Source organism: Kocuria sp. CPCC 205258 (assembly GCF_040981005.1).
GTDB lineage: Bacteria > Actinomycetota > Actinomycetes > Actinomycetales > Micrococcaceae > Kocuria > Kocuria rosea.
Map to the genome: position 1 here is coordinate 150042 of NZ_JAVKPS010000007.1, position 23117 is coordinate 173158.

Annotated in this window: 18 protein-coding genes and 1 tRNA gene; 4 read left to right on the forward strand and 15 right to left on the reverse strand. The window is 73.5% G+C overall.

The features are described 5' to 3' along the window. Positions 1-197: 197 nt before the first annotated feature. The 5 genes from thrB to argS form a co-directional block, all read right to left on the reverse strand. Positions 198-1148, reverse strand: coding sequence for a homoserine kinase (thrB, locus tag RF644_RS13220; RefSeq protein ID WP_368796827.1), 951 nt, complete (start codon positions 1146-1148; stop codon positions 198-200). Positions 1149-1154: 6 nt separating this feature from the next. Continuing rightward, complete coding sequence (gene thrC, locus RF644_RS13225) at positions 1155-2264, reverse strand: threonine synthase (protein ID WP_109243484.1); 1110 nt, start codon at positions 2262-2264, stop codon at positions 1155-1157. Between the two features lie 124 nt (positions 2265-2388). Then, the gene (locus RF644_RS13230) at positions 2389-3711 is read right to left on the reverse strand and encodes a homoserine dehydrogenase (RefSeq protein WP_193365114.1); all 1323 of its coding nucleotides are present in this window, start codon (positions 3709-3711) and stop codon (positions 2389-2391) included. Next, positions 3712-5160, reverse strand: coding sequence for a diaminopimelate decarboxylase (gene lysA / locus RF644_RS13235; protein WP_017834409.1), 1449 nt, complete (start codon positions 5158-5160; stop codon positions 3712-3714). A 4-nt stretch (positions 5161-5164) separates the two neighbouring features. Then, positions 5165-6835, reverse strand: coding sequence for an arginine--tRNA ligase (argS, locus tag RF644_RS13240; RefSeq protein ID WP_368796828.1), 1671 nt, complete (start codon positions 6833-6835; stop codon positions 5165-5167). Positions 6836-6940: 105 nt separating this feature from the next. Here argS and RF644_RS13245 point away from each other — a divergent pair. Beyond that, positions 6941-7016, forward strand: a tRNA-Arg gene (locus tag RF644_RS13245). 61 nt (positions 7017-7077) lie between these two features. On the opposite strand, the gene RF644_RS13250 is transcribed toward RF644_RS13245, so the two are convergent. The 5 genes from RF644_RS13250 to RF644_RS13270 all read right to left on the reverse strand — a co-directional run bounded on the left by RF644_RS13250 (position 7078) and on the right by RF644_RS13270 (position 11950). Beyond that, complete coding sequence (locus RF644_RS13250) at positions 7078-8454, reverse strand: APC family permease (RefSeq protein ID WP_368796829.1); 1377 nt, start codon at positions 8452-8454, stop codon at positions 7078-7080. Between the two features lie 58 nt (positions 8455-8512). After that, positions 8513-8884 (reverse strand): hypothetical protein, encoded by a 372-nt coding sequence (locus RF644_RS13255; protein WP_017834406.1) that lies wholly within the window; start codon positions 8882-8884, stop codon positions 8513-8515. Between the two features lie 140 nt (positions 8885-9024). Then, positions 9025-9852 (reverse strand): ABC transporter ATP-binding protein, encoded by an 828-nt coding sequence (locus RF644_RS13260; protein ID WP_017834405.1) that lies wholly within the window; start codon positions 9850-9852, stop codon positions 9025-9027. A 3-nt stretch (positions 9853-9855) separates the two neighbouring features. Beyond that, positions 9856-10794 (reverse strand): ABC transporter permease, encoded by a 939-nt coding sequence (locus tag RF644_RS13265; protein ID WP_031283500.1) that lies wholly within the window; start codon positions 10792-10794, stop codon positions 9856-9858. A 151-nt stretch (positions 10795-10945) separates the two neighbouring features. Further along, positions 10946-11950 carry an ABC transporter substrate-binding protein gene (locus RF644_RS13270; RefSeq protein WP_290467894.1) on the reverse strand — a complete coding sequence of 335 codons (1005 nt, stop codon included), beginning with the start codon at positions 11948-11950 and terminating at the stop codon, positions 10946-10948. A gap of 174 nt (positions 11951-12124) precedes the next feature. Here RF644_RS13270 and hrpA point away from each other — a divergent pair, with 174 nt between their 5' ends. Further along, positions 12125-16162: an ATP-dependent RNA helicase HrpA gene (hrpA, locus tag RF644_RS13275; RefSeq protein WP_368796830.1), complete on the forward strand. Its 4038-nt coding sequence runs from the start codon at positions 12125-12127 to the stop codon at positions 16160-16162. 12 nt (positions 16163-16174) lie between these two features. On the opposite strand, the gene RF644_RS13280 is transcribed toward hrpA, so the two are convergent. Together RF644_RS13280 and RF644_RS13285 are read right to left on the reverse strand one after the other, a co-directional pair. Then, positions 16175-16603 (reverse strand): HIT family protein, encoded by a 429-nt coding sequence (locus RF644_RS13280; protein ID WP_017834401.1) that lies wholly within the window; start codon positions 16601-16603, stop codon positions 16175-16177. A 57-nt stretch (positions 16604-16660) separates the two neighbouring features. After that, a complete protein-coding gene (locus RF644_RS13285) occupies positions 16661-17323 on the reverse strand; it encodes an MBL fold metallo-hydrolase (protein WP_017834400.1) in 663 nt (220 codons plus the stop codon). A gap of 113 nt (positions 17324-17436) precedes the next feature. On the opposite strand from RF644_RS13285, the gene RF644_RS13290 reads away from it, so the two are divergent. Together RF644_RS13290 and RF644_RS13295 are read left to right on the forward strand one after the other, a co-directional pair. Next, positions 17437-17868, forward strand: a complete 432-nt coding sequence (locus RF644_RS13290) for a Fur family transcriptional regulator (protein ID WP_017834399.1) — start codon at positions 17437-17439, stop codon at positions 17866-17868. Then, positions 17861-18817, forward strand: a complete 957-nt coding sequence (locus RF644_RS13295; RefSeq protein WP_368796831.1) for a diacylglycerol kinase family protein — start codon at positions 17861-17863, stop codon at positions 18815-18817. Before RF644_RS13290 ends, RF644_RS13295 begins: the two co-directional genes overlap by 8 nt. Positions 18818-18890: 73 nt before the next feature. Here RF644_RS13295 and RF644_RS13300 read toward each other — a convergent pair whose 3' ends face one another. The 3 genes from RF644_RS13300 to RF644_RS13310 all read right to left on the reverse strand — a co-directional run bounded on the left by RF644_RS13300 (position 18891) and on the right by RF644_RS13310 (position 22983). Then, positions 18891-19973 (reverse strand): hemolysin family protein, encoded by a 1083-nt coding sequence (locus RF644_RS13300; RefSeq protein WP_133411261.1) that lies wholly within the window; start codon positions 19971-19973, stop codon positions 18891-18893. Further along, positions 19970-21331: a hemolysin family protein gene (locus RF644_RS13305; RefSeq protein ID WP_133411262.1), complete on the reverse strand. Its 1362-nt coding sequence runs from the start codon at positions 21329-21331 to the stop codon at positions 19970-19972. Before RF644_RS13305 ends, RF644_RS13300 begins: the two co-directional genes overlap by 4 nt. A gap of 194 nt (positions 21332-21525) precedes the next feature. Further along, positions 21526-22983, reverse strand: a complete 1458-nt coding sequence (locus RF644_RS13310) for a GuaB1 family IMP dehydrogenase-related protein (protein WP_017833670.1) — start codon at positions 22981-22983, stop codon at positions 21526-21528. Positions 22984-23117: the final 134 nt, after the last annotated feature.

The following is a 23117-nucleotide window of genomic DNA, read 5'->3' on the forward strand; positions in this document are numbered from 1 at the left end:
ACAAGGTGTCACCCGGAGATCATGGTGCGCTCCGGTCCGTGTCGGTGCGGGCCGGGGCGCCGACGGCATCGAAGAAGCCGGTGCCGGCGGGGGATCACCGGAGGATCTGAGGCGGTGGAGCCGAGGACCCCGGGGCATCCGACCGGGGCGCTGCCCCTCATGATGCCCGCTGTCCTCGCCGCGCCGGGCGCGGTCTCCTACCCCTGGATCTGCTGCGGGTGCCTCTCCAGCTTAGCACCCTGACCGTCGACGCGCAGACGGAGGACACGCCAGGAGACGGAATCGGCCCCGGGGGCGGCGAGCTCCGCGAGGGCCTGCTCCGTCTCCTGCGCCTGGTCCCGGTCCCCGGCGAGGACCAGGACGGTCGGCCCGGCCCCGGAGATCATGGCCGGCAGCCCGCGGGCCCGCAGCGCGGCCATCAGCCGGGCGCTGGGGGGCATGGCCGAGGCCCGGTACGGCTGGTGCAGCCGGTCCTCGGTGGCGGGCAGCAGCAGCTCGGGTCGCCGCGTGAGGGCTTCGACGAGCAGGGCCGTCCGCCCGGCGTTGACCGCGGCGTCGTGGTGCGGGACGGTCGCGGGCAGCAGGGTGCGGGCGAGGCGGGTGGGGACCTCGAAGTCGGGGATCGCCACCACCGGCACGACGTCCTCGTGGACGGTCACGGGAGCGCTGCGGTAGCCGTCCGCGTCGGTCCACGAGATCACGAGCCCCCCGAAGAGGGAGGGGGCCACGTTGTCCGGATGGCCCTCCATCGCGGCGGCGACCTGGAGCAGTCGCCGGTCGTCGAGGGCGCGCTCAGCGGGCAGCAGCGCGTTCGCCGCGAGCACGCCGGCCACCACGGCCGAGGCGCTCGAGCCCATCCCGCGGCCGTGCGGGATCCGGTTGGTCGCCTCGAGCCGCAGCCCCGGCAGCTCCTCGACGCCCGCGGCCCGGAAGGCGGCCCGCATGGCGCGGACCACCAGGTGCTCCGCGGACCGGGGCACGGACGCGGAGCCCTCCCCGTGCAGCTCGAACTCCAGGCCGCCGCCGGTCACGGTGACGGCGAGGTCGTCGTAGTGGCCCAGGGCCAGGCCCAGGCTGTCGTAGCCCGGGCCCACGTTGCCGGTGGAGCCGGGGACGCTCACCGCCACCCGCTGGCCGATCTCGAACATCCGGGACTACTCCAGGCCCAGCGCGGCGGCGACGGCGACCACGTCGAAGGGCACGCGCGTGGGCTCGGCCAGCGAGGGGTCCTCCCGCTCGGCGGCCTTGATCGCCCACTGCGGGTCCTTGAGACCGTGGCCGGTCACGGTGATGACCACCGTCTGCCCCGTGGGGGCCTCCCCCGCGGCGTGCTTCTGGAGCAGGCCGGCCACGCCCGCGGCGGAGCCCGGCTCGACGAACACGCCCTCCTTGGCCGAGAGCCACCGGTGGGCGGTCAGGATCTCGTCGTCCGAGACGGAGCCGATGAGCCCGCCGGACTCGTCGCGGGCGGCGATCGCCGAGTCCCAGGAGGCGGGGTTGCCGATCCGGATGGCGGTCGCGATGGTCTCGGGCTCCGTGACGGGGTGACCGAGGACCAGCGGGGCCGCGCCCTCGGCCTGGAAGCCCCACATCACGGGCAGCTTCGTCGAGACGGCCGGCAGCTCCCCCGCCGTGGCGGAGGCGTAGGGCCGGGCGTACTCCTGGTAGCCCTTCCAGTACGCGGTGATGTTGCCGGCGTTGCCGACCGGCAGGATGTGCAGGTCCGGGGCGTCGCCGAGGGTGTCGACCACCTCGAACGCCCCGGTCTTCTGGCCCTCGATCCGGTACGGGTTCACGGAGTTGACGAGGAACACGGGGTAGGACTCGGAGAGCTTGCGGGCCACGTCGAGGCAGTTGTCGAAGTTGCCGTCCACCTGGATGATGTCCGCGCCGTGCGCCACGGCCTGGGAGAGCTTGCCCATGGCGATCCGCCCCTCCGGCACGAGCACCGCGCACGTGAGCCCGGCCTGCTTGGCGTAGGCCGCGGCGGAGGCGGAGGTGTTGCCGGTCGAGGCGCACACGACGGCCTCGGCGCCCTCCTCCTTGGCCTTCGTGATCGCCATGGTCATGCCCCGGTCCTTGAACGAGCCGGTCGGGTTCATGCCCTCGAACTTCAGCCAGACGGTGTTGCCGGTGAGCTCCGAGAGGGCGCGCGCCCGGATCAGCGGCGTACCGCCCTCCCCCATCGTGATGACCTCGGTGGAGCCGGAGACCGGCAGCCGGTCCCGGTACTCGTTGATGACGCCCTGCCAGACGTGTGCCATGTGCTGGATCTCTTCCTGTGGACTCGGTGGTGCGGGGGGGTGCTCGTGCGGGGTGCTCGCGGGGGGCGTGCGGCGGCACCCCCTCCGGGTGCGGTGCCGCCCGCAGGCGGCACCGCCGGGCGGATCAGTCGGCGTGCTCCACACGGATCACGCCGGCGACCTCCTCGACGAAGGGCAGCTCGCGCAGGGCGTCCACCGTGGCCACGAGGTCCTTGTTCGCGCCCCGGTGGGTCACGAGCCGGATCTCCGAGAGCTGCGGGTCGCCGTGCGGGTGGTCCGTCTGCTGCATCGTGAAGATCGACACGCCGTGGTCGGCGAAGACCTGGGCGATCCGCGCCAGGACGCCGAGCCGGTCCTGGACCGTCAGGGTGATCGAGAAGCTCGTGCGGACGTCGTCCATCGGCGCGGCGGCGAGCTGGGCGTGGGGGTCCGCGCCCTGGGCCGGGCCGCCGAGCACGAGCCGGCGCGCGGCCGAGACGAAGTCGCCCAGCACGGCCGAGGCGGTGGCGGCGCCGCCGGCGCCTGCGCCGTAGAACATGAGGGACCCGGCGTTCGCGGCTTCGACGAACACGGCGTTGTAGGCGCCGTGCACGCCGGCCAGCGGGTGCTCCCGCGGGATCATGGTCGGGGTGACCCGCAGGTTCACCCCGCCCGGGCAGCGCTCGCACACCGCCAGGAGCTTGATGACGTAGCCGGCCTCGCGGGCGGCGGCGACGTCCGCGGCGGTGACCCCGGTGATGCCGCGGCAGTACACGTCGTCGATGGTGAAGGTCGAGTGGAAGGCCAGGGACGCGAGGATCGCGGCCTTCGCCGCGGCGTCGTGGCCCTCCACGTCGGCGGTGGGGTCCGCCTCGGCGTAGCCGAGCTTCTGCGCCTCTGCGAGCGCGTCGTCGAACTGCGCGCCGGTGGTGTCCATCTGGTCGAGGATGTAGTTCGTGGTGCCGTTCATGATGCCGAGCACGCGGTCCACCCGGTCCCCCGCGAGGGAGTCCTGCATGGGGCGCACGATGGGGATCGCCCCGGCCACGGCGGCCTCGTAGGACAGGGGCACGCCGGCGGCGTCGGCCGCGTCCTGGAGCTGGCGGCCGTGCCGGGCGATGAGGGCCTTGTTGCCCGAGATCACCGGCTTGCCGGCGTGCAGGGCCCGCAGGATGCGGCTGCGGGCCGGCTCGATGCCGCCGGTCAGCTCGATGACCACGTCCGCGGCGTCGACGAGGGCCTCGGCGTCGGTCGTGAGCAGCTCCTCGGGCAGCTCGACCGTCCGCCGGGCGGCGAGGTCGCGCACGGCGATGCCGATGAGCTCCACGGGCGCGCCCACGCGGGCGGCGAACTCGGGGCCGTGGTCGAGCAGGGTCCGGGCCACCTCGGCGCCGACGTTGCCGGCACCGAGCAGGGCGACCTTCACGGCCGAGGGCGGGCGGGTGGTCTCAGGGGTCGAGGCGGTCAATCAGGCTCCCAGGTCGCGGGCGAACAGGTCTTCTTCGGTCTCGCCCCGCACGATGAGCCGGGCCTCCGGCCGGTCGCCGGCGGCGCGCACGGCGACGACCGGTGGACGGGCGATCCAGTTGTAGTTGCTGGACAGGGCCCAGCAGTAGGCGCCGGTGGCGGGCACGGCCAGGACGTCCCCGGGGGCGAGGTCCTCGGGCAGGTAGACGTCCCGGACCACGATGTCCCCGGACTCGCAGTGCTTGCCCACCACCCGGGAGAGCACGGGGGCCCCCTCGGCGCGGCGGTTCGCGAGCACGGCCGTGTAGTCGGCCCCGTAGAGCACGGGCCGGGCGTTGTCGCTCATTCCGCCGTCCACGGAGACGTACCGGCGCTGCGCGCCGGACTCCGCGGTGACGGTCTTCAGGGTGCCCACGGTGTAGAGGGTGCATGCGGCCGGCCCGGAGATCGCCCGGCCGGGCTCGATGGACAGGTGCGGGACCGCCATCCGCAGGGACCGGGCCGTGGTGGCCACCTGGTCCGCGAGCGCCTCGGCGATCTCGCGGGCCGGGCGGGGGGTGTCGGCCTCGGTGTAGGCGATGCCGTAGCCGCCGCCCAGGTCGAGCTCCGGGAGGGTCAGGCCGAAGCGCTCGTCGGCGGCGGCCATGAAGGCGAGCACCCGCTCCGCGGCCATCCCGAAGCCGTCGGCGTCGAAGATCTGGGAGCCGATGTGGCAGTGGATCCCGCGCAGGTCGAGCTCGGGCTCCAGGACGCACGCGGCGACGGCCTGCATCGCGGGGCTGTCCCCGCCGCCCTCGGGCGGGGCGAGGGACAGGCCGAACTTCTGGTCCTCGTGGGCGGTGGCGATGAACTCGTGCGTGGACGCGTGCACGCCGGGGGTGACCCGGATCAGGACGGGGGCGACGACGCCGAGGGTGCGCGCCAGGTGGGCCACGAGCTCGATCTCGGCGAGGGAGTCCACGACGATCCGGCCGAGGCCGTGGTCGAGGGCGCGGGTGATCTCGGCGGCGGATTTGTTGTTGCCGTGCAGGGCGATCCGGGCGGGCTCCATGCCGCCGCGCAGGGCGACGGCCAGCTCCCCGCCCGAGGCGGTGTCCACGTTGAGGCCCTCCTCGCGCAGCCAGCGCACCACCTCGGTGGTCAGGAAGGACTTGCCGGCGTAGTAGACGGAGACCTCGGCCCCGATCCGAGCGAACGCCTCGGTGAAGGCAGCGCGGAACTCGCGGGCGCGCGCCCGGAAGGTGTCCTCGGAGTAGACGTAGGAGGGCGTGCCGTAGCGCTCGGCGAGCTCCGGGACGGGGATCCCCGAGACGGCCAGCACGCCGTCCTCGCCGCGGCGGAACGCCTCGGGCCAGATGACGGGGTCGAGGGCGTCGAGGTCCTCGGGGACGCTGAGCCAGGCAGGCGCCAGGGGGGAGCCCCCGGTGCGGGTGGTCGGGTCGGCGGTCATGCGATCACATCCTCTCCGGCGCGGACACGCCGAGCACGCCCAGGCCGTTGGCCAGGACCTGGCGTGCGGCGTCGTTGAGCCACAGGCGGGTGCGGTGCAGGTCGGTGACCTCGTCCTCGCCCTGCGGCGCCACGCGGCAGGCGTCGTACCAGCGGTGGTAGGTGCCGGCGAGCACCTCGAGGTGGCGCGCCACGCGGTGCGGCTCGCGGAACTCGGCGGCCTGGGCGAGCACCGACGGGTACTGGCCGAGGGCGGCCAGCAGCTCGCCCTCCATCGGGTGGTCGAGCAGCGAGGCGTCGAAGACGGCCTGCCCCTGCTCGTCCGTGCGGGCGACGCCCGCCGCCTCGGCGTTGCGCCCCACCGCGCACGTGCGGGCGTGGGCGTACTGGACGTAGAACACCGGGTTCTCGTTGGAGCGCCGGGTCAGCAGGCCCAGGTCGATGTCGATGTTGGAGTCCACGGAGAAACGGGTCAGCGAGTACCGGGCGGCGTCGACGCCGACGGCCTCCACGAGGTCCTCCATGGTCACCACGTTGCCGGCGCGCTTGGACATCCGCACGGGCACCCCGTCCTTGACGAGGTTGACCATCTGGCCGATGAGGACCTCGACCCGGTCCGGGGCGTCGCCCAGGGCGGCGGCGGCGGCCTTGAGCCGGGCCACGTAGCCGTGGTGGTCGGCGCCGAGCATGTAGATGCACAGGTCCGCGCCGCGGTCCCGCTTGTCCTTGAAGTAGGCGATGTCCCCGGCGATGTAGGCGGCCTGGCCGTCGGACTTGATGACCACCCGGTCCTTGTCGTCGCCGTAGGCGCTCGAGCGCAGCCACCAGGCGCCGTCCGCGAAGTAGAGGGCGCCGGAGGTCTTGAGCTGCTCGAGGAGCTTCTCCACGGCGCCCTGGTCGAACAGGGACTGCTCGTGGAAGTACACGTCGAAGTCCACGCCGAAGTCGTGCAGCGAGGACTTGATCTCGGCGAACATCAGCTCGACGCCCGCGGCGCGGAACGCCTCCTGGGGGTCCCCGGAGTCGAGGACGCCGGGGTTCTCGGCGACGATGCGCGCGGCGATGTCGGTGATGTACTCCCCGCCGTAGCCGTCCTCGGGGGCGGGCTCGCCCTGGGCGCGGGCCAGCAGGGAGCGGGCGAAGCGGTCGATCTGCGCGCCGGCGTCGTTGAAGTAGTACTCGCGCACCACGTCCGCGCCCTGCGCCTCGAGCACGCGGGCGAGGGAGTCGCCGACCGCGGCCCAGCGGGTGCCGCCCAGGTGGACGGGGCCGGTGGGGTTCGCGGAGACGAACTCCAGGTTGACGGACGTCCCGGCCAGCGACCGAGCCCGGCCGAAGGCCTCGCCCTGCTCCACGACGGTGCGGGCGATCTCCCCGGCGGCGGCGGCGTCCAGGGTGATGTTGAGGAAGCCCGGCCCGGCGACGTCCACGGCGGCCACGCCCACGGTGCCCTGGAGGCGGTCCCGGACCACGGCGGCGACGTCGCGCGGGGCGCGCCCCACCTTCTTGGCCAGCTGCATGGCGACGTTGGTCGCCCAGTCCCCGTGCTCCCGGTTCTTCGGTCGCTCGATCCGCACCTCCGGCAGCGGAGCGCCGTCGGCGAGGGCGAGGTCGCCCCGGGCCACGGCGTCCTGCAGGCATGCGGATACGGCGAGAGAAAGTTGTTCTGGAGTCACCGGACCAGTGTAACCGGGCGCCGTGGAGCGCCCGCGCCGGGTGGTCCACGAGCACCCCGCGAAACCTGCTAGTATCGTCGAGGTTCATCGCTGCGGCGGTGAAAGGCCCGCGTAGCTCAGGGGATAGAGCGTCTGCCTCCGGAGCAGAAGGCCGTAGGTTCGAATCCTACCGCGGGCACCACTCGGGACGAAGGCCCCGGACCACTCGGTCCGGGGCCTTCGTCGTGCCCGGCCCGGGCCGGTCAGCGGCGCTCCGCGGGTCGGCCGGTGCCGGCTCCCCGGTCCCCCGCCTCCTCGGCCCGCCGGTACCGGACAGGCTGCCCGCCGCGGACCCGGGCGACGGCGTAGAGCAGCACGCCCACGGCGAGGACGATCCCACCGCGTGCCCACACCCCGGCCTCCAGCTGGGTCAGCAGCACGAGGCAGGACAGGACGGCGAGCACCGGCAGGGGCGTCCAGGCGCGGAAGTGCCGGTGCTCGACCGCCTCCCGGCGCAGCACGAGGACGGCGACGTTCGTGCTGATGAAGACGATGAGCAGCAGCAGCACCACCGTCTCCGCCAGCACGGCCACCCCACCGGTGAGGGTCAGCGCCAGCGCGGCGAGGGTCGTGACGACGATGGCCACCCACGGGGTGCCGCGGCCCGGCAGGACCCGGCCCAGCACGGCGGGGAAGAGTCCCTGCACGGCCATGCCGTAGGTGAGGCGGCTGGCCATGATCATGGTCAGCAGGGCCCCGTTGGCCACCGCGACCAGGGCGAGGAGGCTGAACAGCCAGCCGGGCACCGGGACCCCGGTGGCCGTGACCACGTCCAGCAGCGGGGCGCTCGAGGACTCCAGCCGGTCGGCCGGCAGGGCCACCGACGCCGCCGTGCCGACCAGCACGTACATCGCCCCGGCCACCAGGAGGGACCCGAACAGGGCCCGGGGGTAGACCCGCGACACGTCGCGGACCTCCTCGGCCATGTTGGCCGAGGTCTCGAAGCCCACGAAGGAGTAGTACGCGAGCAGTGCGGCGCCCAGCACGCCCAGCAGCGGATCGACGTCCTCGCCGAAGCGCACCGCGCGCCCGACGTCGCCGCCCCCGCCGCCGAGCATCACGGCGACGGCCACGACGACCAGGACCAGCCCCGAGACCTCGAGCGCCGTCATGACGACGTTGGCGCGCAGCGACTCCTTGATCCCGCGCGCGTTGAGCAGGGCGATGGCGACGAGGAACACGATGGCCCCGGCAGCCGGGGGCACGTCCACGAAGACCGCGAGATAGTCCCCGCTGAAGGCCAGGGCCAGCGCGGACGCGCTGACCACGCCGGCGGTGAGCATGCAGAAGCCCACGAGGTAGGGGACGACCGGGACGCGGAAGGCGCGGTGGGCGAAGACCGCCGCCCCGCCCGCCCGCGGATACTTGGTGACGAGCTCGGCGTAGGACGCGGCCGTCAGCAGGGCCAGCAGCAGCGCCACGAGCATCGGCGCCCAGGTGACGCCGCCCACCTCCCCCGCGATGACGCCCACGAGGGCGTAGACCCCGGCGCCGAGGACGTCGCCGAGGATGAACAGGAACAGGAGGGGCCCGGTGATGTGCTTCTTGAGGCCCGGGCCGTCAGCAGGCTGATTGAGCATGGGACGAGTCTAGGCCGACCGCCCGGCGCAGGAGGCCGGGGCCCCGGTCGCGGGCCCGTCAGTCGCGGGCGCCGGGGTCCCGGCGCCCCGGGCCGCGGAACTCGTCCGGGTCGTAGGGGCGCACGGGCCCGTCGCCGAACTGCTCGTCGAGCAGTCGGTCCTCCTGGCTGGGACCCTCCCCCGCCGAGCGGCGCCAGTTGAACCCGGCGATCGCCAGGGCCCCTCCGCCGAGCAGGGTCACGGCGCCCACCACGACGACCACCACCGCGCGCCCGCTCAGGCCAGTCCCGTCCTCCGCCGAGACGCGCGCCAGGTGGTGGATGGCCTCGGGCACGGTGAACGTGGAGACGAACAGGGCCACCACGCCCACGGCCAGCAGCCACCCCCCGGTGCGTCGGCGGGCGTGGTGCGGGTCGGGGGTCTGGCTCACGGGGCTGCTCTCCTGGCTGCTGGACGTGCTGCTGGGCTCTGCCGGGCGGACCGCCCGGCGACGCGCGACGGGGCGGGCCGTGCCCGGCCCGCCCCGTCCTCGTCCGCGCCGGTCGTGGACCGGCGGCCGGTGCCGTCCGGTCAGGAACCGTCCTCGGTCTTGACGCTCTCGAACAGCGTAGCGTCGTCGAACGCCTCCTGCCCCGCCCCCGGCTGTAGCCGGCGGAACTGCTCGAGCAGGCCGGGCACCGTCATCGACTGCTTCTGCGCGGCGTCGAGCTCGAAGAGGATCCGGCCCTCGTGCATCATGATGAGCCGGTTGCCCAGGCGCAGGGCCTGGTCCATGTTGTGCGTGACCATCACCGTGGTGAGGTGCTGCTCGGCCACGATGTCCGCGGTGAGCCGGGACACGAGGTCCGCGCGCTGCGGGTCGAGGGCCGCCGTGTGCTCGTCGAGGAGCAGGATGCGCGGCTCGGAGAACGTCGCCATGAGCAGGGACAGCGCCTGCCGCTGGCCGCCGGAGAGCAGGCCCACCTTGGCGCCCAGCCGGTTCTCCAGGCCCAGCTCGAGGCTGGCCAGCTTGTCGCGGAAGAGCTGGCGGCGGGCGCTCGTGAGCCCCGGGGCGAGCCCGCGGGACTTGCCCCGCTGGTACGCGATCGCCATGTTCTGCTCGACCGTCATGGTGGGCGAGGAGCCCTTCATGGGGTCCTGGAACACGCGGGACAGGTACCGGGCGCGCTTGTGCTCGGGCAGCCGGGTGACGTCGGTGTCGTCGACCCGCACCGTGCCGGTGTCCGGGATCAGGCTCCCCGAGATGGCGTTGAGGATCGTCGACTTGCCGGCGCCGTTGGAGCCGATGACGGTGAGGAAGTCGCCCTCCGCCAGGGTCAGCGAGACGCCGGCGAGGGCGCGCCGCTCGTTGACGGTCCCGGCGAAGAACGTCTTGTGGACGTTGTCGATGGTGAGCACGGCTCAGGCACCTGCCTTCGTGGTCGCGGGGGTGTCGGTGAGGTCGTCGACGAGCCGCGCCGCCTCGCTCGCCAGGTGCCGCTCCCTGCGGCGCCGGAAGAACTGCAGCTGGGGCACCACGAGCGCGGCCACCACGAGGACCGCGGAGATCAGCTTCATGTCGGACGGGTTGAGGCCCGCCTGCAGGGCCACGGTGATGACCAGACGGTAGACGACCGAGCCGAGGACGACGGCGAGGGTCGCCATCACCACCGTGCGCGAGCCGAAGAGACCCTGGCCGAGGATCACGGAGGCGAGGCCGACGACGATGAGGCCGATGCCCATGCCGATGTCGGCGAAGCCCTGGTACTGGGCCACGAGGGACCCGGCGAGGCCCACGAGCCCGTTGGACAGGCACAGGCCCAGCATCTTCTGGTGGTCCGTGTTCACGCCGAAGGAGCGGATCATCTCCGGGTTGTCGCCGGTGGCCTGCATGGCGAGGCCGGCGTCCGTGTAGAGGAACCAGTCGAGGAGGACCTTGACCACGGCCACCCCGAGCAGGAACAGGGCGATGCCGATCCACGTCCCCTGCACGCCCATCTCGGCGAGCGGGGTGAAGACCGTGTCCTCGCGCAGCAGCGACAGGTTCGCGCGTCCGTCCATGACGCGCAGGTTGATGGAGTAGAGCGCGGTCATGGTGAGGATGCCCGCGAGCAGCCCGTTGATGTGGGCCTTGGTGTGGAGCAGGCCCGTGATGAGCCCGGCGAGCGCACCGGTCAGGAAACCGGCGGCGGTGGCGAGCCAGGGGCTGCCGCCGCCGAGGATGATCATCGCCGTGGTGGCGGCGCCCGTGGTGAAGGACTGGTCGACCGTCAGGTCGGGGAAGTCGAGCACCCGGAACGTGAGGTAGACGCCCAGCGCCATGACCGCGTAGAGCAGTCCGAGTTCGATACCGGCTATCACTTCTGCTGGATCCGTTCTGGTTGGTGGGAGACGGGGGCCGTCCGCCGATCGGGCGGGCGCGTCCTCCGTCGGAGGGGTGCCGCGGGGGCGGGGGCCGGGCGGGCCGGCGTCCGGGGTCTCCGGACGCCGGCGCCGTCCCGGCCGCCCGGGACTACTCGATGACCTGGTCGGCGGAGTCCTGGAGCTCCTGGGGGACCTCCACGCCCATCCGCTCGGCGGCCTGCAGGTTGATGATCAGCTGCGTGTCCTCCTGGGACTCGACGGGCATGGAGGCGGGGTCCCCGCCCTCCTTGAGGATGCGCACGGCCATCTCGCCGGTCTGGCGGCCGAGCTGCTCGTAGTCCAGGCCCTGGGTGATGAGGGCGCCGCGCTCCACGGAGTCGCCCTCGCCGGCGATCAGGGGGATCTTCTTGGACTCGGCGGCGGAGATCACGGCCTCGAGGCCGGAGACCACCTTGTTGTCGGTGGGCACGTAGATGGCGTCGGTGTCCAGGGACTCGGCGGCCTGGGCCACCTCGGAGGTGTTGGTCACGGACTTCTCGACGACCTCCAGCCCCTCCTCCGCGGCGGCCTCCTTCGCGAGGTCCACCTGGACCTGGGAGTTGGTCTCGCCCGAGCTGTAGATGATGCCCACGGACTCCGCCGCCGGGTCGAGCTGCTTGATCAGCGCGATCTGCTCGGCGACCGGGTTCATGTCGGTGGTCCCGGTGACGTTGCCGCCCGGGCTCTCGAGGGAGTCGACCAGCCCGGCCTCGACCGGGTCGGTGACGGCCGTGAACAGCACCGGGCGGTCGGTGACCGACTGGGCCAGGCCCTGGGCGGACGGCGTCGCGATCGCCAGGACGAGGTCCGCGTCTGAGGACGCCATGTTGGAGGCGATGCTGGTGGAGGTGCCCTGGTCCCCGGAGGCGTTCTGGAGGTCGACGGTGAGGTTCTCCCCCTCCGTGTAGCCGCCGTCCTCGAGCGCGGCGAGGAAGCCCTCCCGGGCGGAGTCGAGCGAGGGGTGCTCCACGAACTGGCTGATCCCGACGGTGGCCTCCTCGGCGGCCTCGCCGCCGCCCCCGCCGCCGGCGGGCTCGGTGTCGGAGCCGCCGCAGGCCGTGAGCAGCAGGGCGGTGGAGGCGAGGGCCGCCGTCATCGGGAACAGTCGCTTCATGGTGGGTCCTTTCGGGAACGAGTGGTGTCAGCGATATTACCTTCCGTTCGGTCACAAAATGAGAGGCAGCTCACAAGTGGTGACATAACGGCTCCGACGGCGTGTCGGCGGTGCCCGATCGTCCACCGGGACCGGGCCCTCCGCGGCCCGCGTCCCCGGTAGGATCGGGGGGTCATGTCAGCATCCCTGAGCAGCCCCCGAACCATCGTCTACCCCGAGAACCTCCCGGTCTCCGCGCGCCGCGAGGACATCATGGGCGCGATCGCCGCGCACCAGGTGGTCGTGATCGCCGGCGAGACCGGGTCCGGCAAGACGACCCAGATCCCCAAGATGTGCCTCGAGCTCGGCCTGGGCGAGCGCGGCCTGATCGGCCACACCCAGCCGCGGCGGATCGCCGCGCGCTCGGTCGCGGAGCGGATCTCCTCGGAGCTCGGCGAGAAGATCGGCGGCACGGTCGGCTACCAGGTGCGCTTCACCTCCGAGGTGGGCGCGGACTCGCGGGTCAAGCTGATGACGGACGGCATCCTGCTCGCCGAGATCCAGCACGACCGCCTGCTGCAGAAGTACTCGGCGATCATCATCGACGAGGCCCACGAGCGCTCCCTCAACATCGACTTCCTGCTGGGCTACCTCCGGCGGATCCTGCCCCGGCGCCCGGACCTGAAGGTGATCATCACCTCGGCCACGATCGACCCCGAGCGCTTCGCCCGGCACTTCGCGCCGGAGGCGGCCGAGGGCGAAGATCCGGGGCGGGCCCCGGTCATCGAGGTCTCGGGCCGCACGTACCCGGTGGAGATCCGCTGGCGCCCGCTGGCCCAGCCGCGCTCCGGGGACGGCGGCCAGGACGCCGAGGACGCCGGCGACGGGCTGGAGGACGAGGACCGGGACCCGATCGACGCCGTGTGCGACGCCGTCGAGGAGCTCTCCGCGGAGCCGCCCGGGGACATCCTGATCTTCTTCGCCGGCGAGCGGGAGATCCGCGACGCCCAGGAGGCGCTGCAGGGCACCCTGAAACGGGTCCGGGGCCTGGCCGACGCCGAGATCCTGCCCCTGTTCGGCCGGCTGTCCATGGCGGAGCAGCACCGGGTGTTCGCGCCGTCGGGCCGCCGCCGGATCGTGCTGGCCACCAACGTGGCCGAGACGTCGCTGACCGTCCCCGGCATCAAGTACGTGATCGACCCGGGCACGGCCCGCATCTCGCGCTACTCGGCGCGGACCAAGGTGCAGCGCCTCCCGATCGAGCGGATCTCCCAGGCCTCGGCGAACCAGCGGGCGGGGCGCTGCGGGCGCGTCTCGGACGGCATCTGCATCCGGCTGTACTCGGAGGAGGACTACCTCTCCCGCCCGGAGTTCACCGACCCCGAGATCCTGCGCACGTCCCTGGCGGCCGTGATCCTGCAGATGACCTCGGTGGGGGTCGTCAAGGAGCCCGGGGACATCGAGCGCTTCCCCTTCGTGGAGCCGCCGGAGTCCCGGGCCGTCAAGGACGGCGTGGCCCTGCTCCGGGAGCTGGGCGCCCTCAAGGAGCCGCGGGGCGCGTCCCCGCGGGGCGGGCGGGACGACGACGCCCGCGGCGGGCCCCTCACCCCGGTGGGCCGGCAGCTCGCGCAGCTGCCGGTGGACCCGCGGCTGGGCCGGATGATCGTGGAGGCGGACCGGCGGGGCTGCGCCCGGGAGGTCATGGTCCTCGCGGCGGCGCTGACCGTCCAGGACCCCCGCGAGCGCCCCCTGGAGAAGCGGCAGCAGGCGGACGAGCTGCACAAGCGGTTCTTCGACGAGAACTCCGACTTCACGAGCTGGCTGCTGCTGTGGCGCTACGTGCAGGAGCAGCAGGAGGAGCTCTCCTCGACGCAGTTCCGGAAGCTGTGCCGGCGGGAGCACCTGAACTTCCTGCGCATCCGGGAGTGGCAGGACCTCTACGCCCAGCTGCGCCAGATGGGCCAGCAGGTCGGCATCCGGGTCGGCAAGGGCCGCGAAGTGGACCCTTCCGGGAAGGAGCGGGAGATCCACGTCTCGCTGCTGGCGGGGCTGCTCAGCCACATCGGGCTCAAGGACGAGCGCAAGCGGGAGTACCAGGGCGCCCGCGGCTCGCGGTTCGCCGTCTTCCCGGGCTCCAACCTGTTCAAGAAGTCCCCCGACTGGGTCATGTCCGCCGAGCTCGTGGAGACCTCCCGGCTGTGGGCCCGCGTCAACGCCGCGATCGACCCGCTGTGGGCCGAGGAGCTGGCCCCGCATCTGGTCAAGCGCAGCGTCTCGGAGCCCCACTGGTCCCGCGCGCAGGGATCCGTGATGGCCTACGAGAAGGTCACCCTCTACGGCGTGCCCGTCGTGGCCCAGCGCCGGATCAACTTCTGGCGGGTGGACCCCGCCCTGGCGCGGGAGCTGTTCCTCCGCCACGCCCTCGTGGAGGGCGACTGGCAGACCCGGCACCGGTTCTGGGCGCGCAACCGCAAGCGCCTGGCCGAGGTCGAGGAGCTCGAGAACCGGCTGCGCCGCAAGGACCTGCGGATCGACGACGAGGCCCTGTTCGCGTTCTACGACGCCCGGATCCCCGAGTCCGTGGTCTCGGCACGGCACTTCGACGCATGGTGGAAGAAGGCCCGCCAGCAGGACGAGCACCTCCTGGACCTGGACCCCGAGGACCTGATCGCCGAGGAGGCCGGCGGCTACGACGAGTCGCTCTACCCGCGCCAGTGGGTCCGGCGCACCCGGGACGGGGAGCTGGTGCTGGACCTCGCCTACGAGTTCGCCCCGGGCTCCGACCAGGCGGACGGCGTGACCGTGCGCGTGCCCGTGCTGTTCCTCAACCAGCTGGAGCCGGAGCAGTTCCGGTGGCAGATCCCCGGGTTCCGCACCGAGCTCGTCACCGCGCTCATCAAGTCCCTGCCGAAGGCCGTGCGCCGCAACTTCGTGCCCGCCCCCGACGTCGCCCGCCAGGCGGTGGCGATGCTCGACACCGACTTCGACCCCGCCGTCGACGCCCTCGCGCCGTCCCTGGAGCTGGTCCTGCGCCGGCTCAAGGGCCACGTGGTCCCGCCGGGCTCCTGGAACTGGGAGGCCGTCCCGGCCCACCTGCGGATGCGCTTCGAGGTGCGGGACCGCCGCAACCGGGTGCTGGGCGAGGGCGAGGACCTCGAGGCGCTCCGGGCGGAGCTGCACGACGAGATCCGTGCCGCCCTGGCCGAGTCCCTGGGCGCGGTGCCCGGCGCGGCCCCCGGCGCCCCGGCCGGCGGCCCCGCCCGGCAGGGCCCGCGCTCCCCCGCGCCCCGGCCCCCGGACGCGGCGCCGGCCCCGCCGGCGCTCGAGCGCTCGGGGCTGACGGCGTGGCCCGAGGAGGACCTGCCACGCAGCGTGGAGACGACGGTGGCGGGCCAGCGGATCACCGGGTGGCCGGCGCTCGTCCCCGAGCGTCCCCGGGCCGCGGGGAGCCGGCACGCCGGCCGGGAGGCCACGGTGGCCGTGCGCATCCTGTCCTCCGCCGCCGAGCAGCGGGCCGCCCAGCGCCGCGGGGTGATCACGCTGCTGCAGCTGCGCATCCCCTCCCCCGAGCGGTACGTGCTGGAGCACCTCAACAACCGGGAGAAGCTGGTCTTCACGCAGAACCCGCACGGGTCGGTGACCGAGCTCATCGCGGACTGCACGGTCGCGGCCATCGACAAGCTCACGCCGCCCGAGCCCCCCTTCACCCGGGCGGAGTTCGACGCGCTGCACGAGCACGTGCGGGCCGAGCTCATCGACACCGTCTTCCAGGTCACCGCGCTCGTGGAGCAGGTGCTCTCCGGGGCCGCCCGGATCCGCAAGCAGCTCAAGCGGTCGTCCTCGCTCGCCGCGGTGAACTCGCTCAACGACGTCAAGGCCCAGCTCGAGCACCTCGTGCACCCGGGCTTCGTCGCCGCCACCGGCTACGACCAGCTCCAGCACCTGCCCCGCTACGTGCGGGCGATGGAGGTGCGGCTCGAGAAGCTCGCCGGCCACCTGCAGCGGGACACGGTCGGGATGCTCGCCGTGCAGAAGCTCGAGGACGACTACGACGCCGCGCTGGACGCCCTGCCGCCGCACGCCCCGGTGCCGGACGAGCTGCGCCGGGTGGCCTGGATGATCGAGGAGCTGCGGGTCTCGCTGTTCGCCCAGGAGCTGGGCACCGCCCACACCGTCTCGGAGAAGCGGATCCGCAAGGCCCTCAAGGACGCCCTCGGGGCCGCCCGGGCCTGACCCGGCGGCCGGTCAGGCCTGCGGCACGGCGGACCCGTGCCCGGCCTCGACGAGGGCGGCCCGGATCCGCTCCGCGGCCTCGTCCATCCAGGCGGGGTCCGGGTCCCGGAGCACGTTGACGAACTGGAACTGCTCGACCGTCTCCGCCGGCCACACGTGCACGTGGGTGTGCGGGACCTCGAAGCCCTGGATCATCTGGCCCACCCGCGCCGGCCGCCAGACGGCGTCGATGGCCCGCCCGATGCGCTGGGAGACCACCATCAGGTGCGCCGCCAGGTCCTCCGGCAGGTCGACCCAGTGGTCGTGCTCCTCGCGCGGGACCACGAGCGTGTGGCCCTGCGCGAGCGGGTCGATCGACAGGAAGCCGACGCAGCGCTCGTCCTGCCAGACGAAACGGCCAGGGATCTCCCCCTCGATGATCTTCGTGAAGACGGTGCTCACAGGTGCTCCCTTTCAGTGGTGGGTCGGGTGCGGTCGGCGGGCCGGGCGGTCCCGCGGCTACAGGGCGACGCGCTCGCCGACGGCGAGGTGGCGGTACTCGGCCCCGTACTTGGCCGCGAACGAGGTGAGCTGGCCCTCGATCACGCCGAGGCCGTTGTCGGAGAGCAGGCCGTCGTGGATCTGGAAGACCCGCTCGGGGCGCACCGACACCACGAAGTCGACGACCTCCGCCAGCTTGTTCCACGGCGCGTGGATCGGCGCCAGCAGCACGGGGGCGGAGAGCCCGTGCGGGACCACCAGCGAGTCGCCGGGGTGGTAGACCGTGTCCTCGACCAGGTAGCCGATGTTGTCCACGGTGCGGATGAGGGTGTGGATCAGCGCGTGCTGGCCGCCGAACGTCCGCACGGTGAAGCCCTCGAGCTCCAGCACGGTCTCGGGCTCGGCGTCGTGGATCGCGTGGCCCTCCCCCAGGGCCTCCCGGAGCCCCGCGGCCACCGGGGCCGGGGCGTACACCTGCACCTCCGGGTGCGCCCGGAGGTGCGCGTGCACCGGCTCGGGGTCGAGGTGGTCCGGGTGCTCGTGCGTGACGAGCAGGACGTCGGCCCCGTCGAGGGCCTCCGCCAGCTCCTCCCGACCGGAGAACTTGCCCGGGTCGATCACCAGGACCCTGCCCTCGTTCTCGAGCCGCACGCACGAGTGGGTGTACTTGATGAGCTCCATGGGCCCACCCTAACCCCGGGTCCTCCCGGGTCCCACCGGCCGGCGGGGCACGTTCCGCGCGGTCCTTGTTAAGCTGGTGCCCGGCCCGGGCACCAGCGACGAGAGGACGAGGCGTGAGCGTGAGAACCAGCGGGGGGAGCGCCGGAGAGGTCCGCAACACCCGGCAGCGCCGCGCCGTCGCGCGGGCGCTCGCGTCCCTGGAGGACTTCATCTCCACGCAGGACCTGCACGCCCTGCTGCGGGAGCGCGGCGACTCCGTCTCCCTGGCCACGACCTACCGGATCCTGCAGTCGATGTCCGAGCTCGGGGAGCTGGACGTCCTGCGCAGCGACGACGGCGAGGCGATCTACCGCCGCTGCGCCGCCGAGCACCACCACCACCACCTGGTGTGCCGCCGCTGCGGCGCCGCCGTGGAGCTCGAGGCCCCCGCGGTCGAGGAGTGGGCCGGGCGCACCGCCGCCGCCCACGGCTTCACCGAGGTGGACCACACGGTCGAGATCACCGGCCTGTGCGCCGCCTGCGCGGCGCGGCGGGCCGATGGCTGAGCCGGGCCCGTCCCGCGGCGTCTTCGTCCTGGCGGTCAACCCGTGCGCCGGCCGCGGCCGGGCCCTCGAGGACGCCCACCGGGCCGCGGAGCTCCTGCGGACCGGCGGCGACGGGGCCGTGGTGCTCTCCGCCGCGGACCTCGGCACCCTGGTGGGGCTGGTGCGCGACCGGCTGCGGGCGCACGCCCTCACCACCCGGGCGCTCGTGGTCGTGGGCGGGGACGGGATGGTCCAGGCTGGCCTCGGTGTGCTCGTGGAGCTCGCCGCGCAGGGCGTCGACGTCCCGCTGGGCGTGGTGCCGTGCGGGACCGGCAACGACCTGGCCCGCCACCTGCGCGTGCCGCTCCGGGACCCGGTGGCCGCGGCCGGGCGGATCCTGCGCCGGCTCGACGACCCCCGGGCCCGCCGCCTCGACGTGGGCCGGGTGCGCTTCGCGGACGGCCGCACGTCCTGCTTCGCGACCGCCCTGTGCGCGGGCTTCGACGCCGTGGTCAACGAGCGGGCCAACCGGTGGCTGCGCCCGGCCGGCTCCTCCCGCTACCTGCTGGCCGTCCTGGTGGAGATCGCGCGGCTGCGCACCGTCCACTACCGGCTCGAGATCGAGGACGCCGGCGGCCGGCGCCGCACGGAGCGCCGGGACGGGGTCCTGCTGAACGTCGCCAACACGTCGTCGATCGGGGGCGGCCTGCGGATCGTGCCCGACGCCCGGGCGGACGACGGGCTGCTGGAGCTGTTCACCGTGGCGCCCCTGGGCCGGGCCCGGTTCCTGCTCCTGTTCCCCCGGCTGTTCTCGGGCCGCCACGTGGCGCTGGAGAGCGTGCGGATCGAACGGGTCCGCGCCGTGGCCGTGGACGCCCCGGACGTCACCGTCTACGCGGACGGGGAGCGCCTCGGCCCGCTGCCCGTGCGCGTGGACGTGCTCCCCGCGGCGGTCCGCGTCCTGGCCTGAGCCGGGACCCGGTCGCCGCGGCGGGCGCCCGGCGCCGCCCGCCGCGGGAGTCCCCGCGGCGGGCGCCGGCCGTTCAGCGCGGCGGCTCCGAGGTGTCCACCCGGTCCCCGCGGCGCTGCCGCCGGTCCTGGGTGGTGTCCCGGATCTCGCCCACCAGCTCCTCGATGACGTCCTCGAGGAACAGCACGCCCAGGGTCTGCCCGCCGGCGTCGACCACGCGCGCCAGGTGCGAGCCCGTGCGCTGCATCGCCGCCAGCGCGTCGTCGATCTCGATGCCGGGACGCAGGTTCGCCAGCGAGCGCACCCGGGTCACCGGCACCGGCTCGTTGTAGCGGCTCTCCGGGATCGAGAGCACGTCCTTGATGTGCAGGTAGCCGTTGAGCTCGCCGTCGTCCTCCGTGAGGGCGAAGCGGGAGAAGCCCGTGCGGGCCACCGCCTTCTCGACGTCCGCCGCGGAGGCGTCCTCGGGCAGCGTGACGAGCTGGTGCAGCGGCACCATCACGTCGGCGGTGCGCTTGGACGAGAACTCGAGCGCGCCGGAGAGCAGGCCCGTCTGGTCCGCCACCGTGCCCTCCTTCGTGGACTCCGCCACGATGGACTGGAGCTCGTCCAGGGTGAAGGTCGAGGAGACCTCGTCCTTCGGCTCGATGCCCATGAGCTTCAGGACGTGGTTCGCCGCCCAGTTCAGCGTGGCGATCACCGGCTTGACCATGCGGGAGACGAACACGAGCGGGGGCGCCAGCAGCAGCACGGCGCGGTCCGCGGCGGACACCGACATGTTCTTCGGCACCATCTCGCCGAACACCACGTGCAGGAAGGTGACCACGAGCAGGGCCGTGAGGAACCCGCTGACGTCGGCGACCTCGGCCGGCACGCCCAGGTGGACCAGCGGGCCGGAGACGATGTGGTGCAGCGCCGGCTCGGAGATGTTGAGGATCAGCAGCGAGCACACGGTGATGCCCAGCTGGCAGCAGGCCAGCATGAGGGACACGTGCTCCATCGCGTACAGCGCGGTCCGGGCCCGCTTGTTGCCCTCCTCGGCCAGCGGCTCGATCTGGCTGCGCCGCGCGGACATGACGGCGAACTCGCCGCCCACGAAGAAGGCGTTGCCCGCCAGGAGCACCACGAGCCACGCGAGGCCTGCCCAGTCGCTCATCGTGCGTCCTCCTCTCGTGCGCCGCTCTCGCGGGCCCCTGCGGGGGCGTCCTCGGGCTCGGCCGGTGCGGGGACGAACCGGATGCGGTCCACGCGGCGCCCCTCCATCCGGGCGACCTCGAGCACGCCGCCCTGGACGGGGACCACGTCCCCGGGCTTCGGGACCTGCCCGAGCCGGTCCATCATGAACCCGCCCATGGTCTCGTAGGCGGGACCGTCCTCGATGTCGAGCTCGGTGATCTGCTCGGAGACCTCGTCGGGGCGCATCAGCCCGGGGAAGTACCACTCGCCCGCCGCGGACTGCAGGGCGCCGAGGCTGAGCCGGTCGTGCTCGTCGGAGACCTCCCCGACCACCTCCTCCACGAGGTCCTCGAGGGTCACGACGCCGGCGGTGCCGCCCCACTCGTCGACGACGACGGCCATCTGGAGCCCGCCGGAGCGCAGCTGCACGAGCAGGGAGTCGAGATGGACGGTCTCGGGCACGCGCAGGACGTCCTCCATGATCGCCCCGCACTCGAGGGCGGCGCGGCGCTCCGACGGCACGGCCACGGCCTTCTTGACGTGGACCACCCCGCGGACGTCGTCCGGGGAGTCGTCCATCACGGGGAACCGGGAGTGCCCGGTGCGGGAGGCGACGGCCACGACGTCCGCGACGGACTCGTGGGAGTCGAGCATCTGCACGCGGATCCGGGGCGTCATGACGTCCGCGGCCGTGCGCTCGGCGAAGGTGAGGGTCTTCGCGACGAACGCGGCGGTGCCGGCGTCCAGGGTGCCCATCTTCGCGGAGCGGCGGACCATCGAGGACAGCTCCTCCGGCGAGCGCGCGCCCGAGAGCTCCTCCTTGGCCTCCATCCCGAACAGGTGCAGGACCCGGTTGGCCACGCCGTTGAGGGTCACGACGAACGGCTTGAACACCGCGGTGAACACGAGCTGGGGACGGGCGACCAGCCGCCCCACCCGGAACGCCTCCGCGATGGCCCAGTTCTTGGGCACGAGCTCGCCCAGCAGCATGGACAGCAGCGTGGAGATGAGCATCGACAGCGCCAGGGTCGCTCCCCCGGCGGCCGCCACGGACAGACCGGTGAGCTCGGCGATCGGTTCCCGCAGGAAGGACTGGAGCGACAGGTCCAGGGTGTAGCCGGTGAGCAGGGTGGTCAGCGTGATCCCCAGCTGGCAGCTGGAGAGCTGCGTGGACAGGGACTTGAGGCACTTCAGCAGCGGTTCCGCCGCGCGGTCGCCCTCGGCGATCGCCCGGCGGACCGTGGTCTGGTCGAGGGCCACGAGGGAGAACTCCACGGCCACGAAGAAGCCCGTGCCGAGGATGAGGAGCAGGCCCGCCGCCAGGAGCAGCCATTCCATCAGGAGCGGCCTCCCGCGGCGGCCCGCCGGGCGGGGACGGGGCGGTCGGCGGCCGGGCGGCCGGGGGCGGAGCGGGGGACGGTGGGCGAGCCGGCTCGGGGGCCGCGGCGGGGGGCGCCGCGGCCGGGCCGGCAACTACTGAACGAGTCCATGAGAGCTCCAGAGTACCGGAGCGGGAGCCCTCCGGCGCCGGTTCAGGACCAGCTGACGGGGCGCGCCCTGCCCTCCTCGTAGCCGGACGCGGACTGGATGCCGACCACGGCCCGGGCCGCGAACTGCTCGAGGGTCGTGGCGCCCGCGTAGGTCATGGAGCTGCGCACGCCCGCGGTGATCTGGTCCACGAGGTCCTCCACGCCGGGGCGCTCGGGGTCGAGGTACATCTTGGAGCTGGAGATGCCCTCCTCGAAGAGTCCCTTGCGGGCGCGGGCGAAGGCGCCCTCGCCGCGGGTCCGCTCGCGCACGGCGCGGGTCGAGGCCATGCCGAAGCTCTCCTTGTACATGCGGCCGTCGGCGTCCACGTTCAGCTCGCCCGGGCCCTCGTGGGTGCCGGCGAACCAGGAGCCCACCATGACCTGGCTGGCCCCGGCCGCCAGGGCAAGAGCGACGTCCCGGGGGTGCTTCACGCCGCCGTCCGCCCAGACGTGCCGGCCCAGCCCGGCGGCGGCCTCGGCGCACTCGAGCACGGCGGAGAACTGCGGCCGGCCCACGGCGGTCATCATCCGGGTGGTGCACATCGCACCGGGGCCCACGCCGACCTTCACGATGTCCGCGCCGGCGTCGACGAGGTCCTGGACGCCGTCGGCGGTGACCACGTTGCCCGCCACGACGGGCACGTCGGGGGCCGCCGCGCGGACCAGCTCGAGGGCCTCCACCATCTTGCGCTGGTGGCCGTGGGCGGTGTCCACCACGAGCACGTCCACGCCCGCGTCGAGCAGCGCCCGGGCCTTGCCCCGGACGTCCCCGTTGATGCCCACGGCGGCGCCCACCCGGAGCCGGCCCGCGCCGTCCAGGGCGGGGGTGTAGATCGTGGAGCGGACCGTGCCCTTGCGGGTCAGCACGCCCACCACCGTGTCGCCGTCGAGCACCGGCGCCACGTGGGCGCGGGTCTGCGCGAGCCGGTCGTAGGCGGCGGCGAGGACGTCGTCGCCGGACCCGGCCCGGACCTCCGCCAGGGTGAACACCGGGGCGTCGGTGCGCATGATCGAGCCGAGCTGGGTGAAGCGGTCCACCTCGGCGCAGTCGGCCGCGAGCACCACCCCGCGGTAGGCCCGCCCCGGACCGCACACCACCACGGCGCCGTGGGGCCGCTTGTGCATGATGCCCAGGGCGTCGTGGACGGTGTCCTCGTCCCCGAGGACCACGGGGGTCTCGAAGCGCGGCGAGCGCTCCTTGACCCAGGACGTGACGTCCGCGATGACGTCGAGCGGGATGTCCTGCGGCAGGATGCCCAGACCGCCGCGGCGGGCCAGCGTCTCGACCATCCGGCGCCCGGTCACGGCGGTCATGTTCGCGGCCACCAGCGGCACGGTGGCGCCCGTGCCGTCGCGCGGGGTGAGGTCGACGTCGAACCGGGAGGTGACCCGGGAGCTCGAGGGGACGAGGAAGACGTCGCTGTAGGTCAGGTCGGACGTGGGGGTGTTGAGAAATCGCACGCGCGCCAGTCTAGCCGGGGCCCGCGACACGCGCCCCGGGGCGGGGCCGCGGACTAGCCATGCCGCCGCGCGGATCACTAGACTCGCCGGAGGTACGGCCGCGCCCGGTCGACGACCGTCCGGCAGGTTCCGGA

Coding starts and splice junctions, on each gene's coding strand:
- thrB (WP_368796827.1), bottom strand. CDS start 1,148: ATGTTCGAGATCGGCCAGCGGGTGGCGGTGAGCGTCCCCGGCTCCACC.
- thrC (WP_109243484.1), bottom strand. CDS start 2,264: ATGGCACACGTCTGGCAGGGCGTCATCAACGAGTACCGGGACCGGCTG.
- lysA (WP_017834409.1), bottom strand. CDS start 5,160: ATGACCGCCGACCCGACCACCCGCACCGGGGGCTCCCCCCTGGCGCCT.
- RF644_RS13250 (WP_368796829.1), bottom strand. CDS start 8,454: ATGCTCAATCAGCCTGCTGACGGCCCGGGCCTCAAGAAGCACATCACC.
- RF644_RS13270 (WP_290467894.1), bottom strand. CDS start 11,950: ATGAAGCGACTGTTCCCGATGACGGCGGCCCTCGCCTCCACCGCCCTG.
- hrpA (WP_368796830.1), top strand. CDS start 12,125: ATGTCAGCATCCCTGAGCAGCCCCCGAACCATCGTCTACCCCGAGAAC.
- RF644_RS13285 (WP_017834400.1), bottom strand. CDS start 17,323: ATGGAGCTCATCAAGTACACCCACTCGTGCGTGCGGCTCGAGAACGAG.
- RF644_RS13295 (WP_368796831.1), top strand. CDS start 17,861: ATGGCTGAGCCGGGCCCGTCCCGCGGCGTCTTCGTCCTGGCGGTCAAC.
- RF644_RS13300 (WP_133411261.1), bottom strand. CDS start 19,973: ATGAGCGACTGGGCAGGCCTCGCGTGGCTCGTGGTGCTCCTGGCGGGC.
- RF644_RS13305 (WP_133411262.1), bottom strand. CDS start 21,331: ATGGAATGGCTGCTCCTGGCGGCGGGCCTGCTCCTCATCCTCGGCACG.